This is a genomic window from Methylobacterium sp. D54C, from assembly GCF_053345595.1.
This window is the reverse complement of record NZ_JBKFAK010000077.1, coordinates 1-1,918: the sequence shown is the minus strand read 5'-3', so window position 1 is coordinate 1,918 and position 1,918 is coordinate 1. Positions and strand designations below refer to the sequence as shown.

The following is a 1,918-nucleotide window of genomic DNA, read 5'->3' as shown; positions in this document are numbered from 1 at the left end:
GGGTCGGGCACGAAGCGCTCGGCGGTCAGGCCGGGGCGTCCGAGATAGCCGCGGGCGAGGCCGGTGCCGCCGATGTAGAGCTCGCCCACCACCCCAACCGGCACCGGGTGCAGCGCGTCGTCGAGGACGTGGAGCTGCGTGTTGGCGATCGGGTGCCCGATCGGCACGCGCGGGGCATCCGGCTCGGGCCCGCAGGTCCAGGCGCTGACGTCGACGGCCGCCTCCGTCGGCCCGTAGAGGTTCGCCAGGTCGGCCCGGCTCTGGGCGCGGACGGCGGCCGCGAGGTCGGGGGCGAGCGCCTCGCCGCTGCACACGATGCGGGACAGGCTCGAGCAGGCGGCGAGCCGGCCGGACGCCAGGAACGCCTCCAGCAGGGCGGGCACGAAGTGCACGATCGTCACCGCGTCCCGCCGGATCAGGGCGGCCAGCGCGTCCGGATCGCGGTGGGCCTGCGGCGGCGCCATGACGAGGCGTGCGCCGCTGACGAGGGGCAGGAGGATCTCCCAGACGGCGACGTCGAAGGAGACCGGGGTCTTGTGCAGGATCACGTCGGCGGGGCCGACCGCGAAATGGGCCCGCATCCAGGCGAGGCGGTTGGCGATGGCGGCGCGGGTGTTGGCGCAGCCCTTGGGCGTGCCGGTCGAGCCGGACGTGTAGATGAGGTAGGCCAGGGCGTCCGGGTGCGGCGCCGCGGCCGGCAGGGCGGGATCGTCCGCCGCCTCTGCCAGATCCGGGGTGAGGATCTGCAGGTCCGGAAGCTCCGCCGGCCCGGGCATCCGCGCGGCCGGGCCGGACTCGGTGACGAGGAGGCGCAGGGCCGCCTCTCGGGCGGTCGCGACGAGGCGCGGGCGCGGCAGCTCGGGGTTGAGGGGCAGGATCGCGGCCCCCGTCTTGAGAACGGCGAGCCAGGCGACGAGCAGCGCGCAGGACCGCTCCAGCCCGACGCCGACCAGAGTGTCGGGACCGGCCCCGGCGCGGGCGAGGCGGCGGGCCAGCGCGGAGGCCGCGCTGTCGAGGGCGCGGCGGGTGAGCGCGCCCTGCCCGTCGGTCACCGCGATCGCGTCCGGGTCGTGCGCCAAGTGGCCTGCGAAGGCGGCGAGCACGTCGCCGGCGCCGTCCGGGTAGGCCCGCGCGGTCGCGTTCGCCGACCCGATCATCGCCCGGTCGCTGTCGGGCAGCGGCGGCGGCAGCGCCCCGAGCGGGGTTGCCGGGTCGGCCTCCGCCAGGGCGGCGAGCTGGGCCACGAAGGCGGCGAGCAGCGCCTCGGCATCCGTGTGTCCCAGGCGATCGGCGGCGTAGCTCAGGCGCAGGGCCAGCCGCGTCCCGTCGGGGCCGGTCTCCGGGTGGACCACCAGGGTGACGGGGTAGTGCGTGGTCTCGGCGACGATGGCCGGGCCGAGACGCAAGGCGTGCGGGTCGGCAGCGTCGCCGTCCCCGTCCCCGTCCCCGTTTCCGTCGCCGTCCCGTCCGTGGCGCGCGGCGGCGAGGGCTTGGTCGACGGGGTAGTTCTCGAACACCACGAGGCTGTCGAACAGGCCGCCCGTCCCTGTGCCCGCGCCCGCGCCCGCGGGACCGGCGAGGCGCTGGATGGCGGCCAGGGGCAGGTGGCCGTGCTCGCGCAGGCCGAGACCGGCCTCCTGCACGCCCGCCAGCCACGCGCCGAGCGGCCGGGCCGGGTCGAGGTCCACGACCACCGGCAGGGTATTGATGAACAGCCCGAGCACGGTCTCGGCCCCGGGCAGGTCGGCCGGGCGCCCGGCCACGGTCGTGCCGAAGGCGACGCGCGCCTGGCCGGTGCGGGCGGCCACGAGCCGGGCCCAGGCGGCCTGGACGCAGGTGTTGAGGGTGAGGTGCGCGGCCCGGGCGCGGGCGAGCAGCCGCCCGGCGGCGGCCGGCGGCACCCGGTGCCGGACCTCGC

Annotated in this window: 1 protein-coding gene; it reads right to left on the bottom strand. The window is 77.5% G+C overall.

Features of this window, described 5'->3' with window-relative positions; genetic code table 11:
• Positions 1-1,918 (bottom strand): amino acid adenylation domain-containing protein (locus tag ACLBYB_RS32525; protein WP_447701344.1); only part of this gene is annotated, 1,918 nt, incomplete at both ends.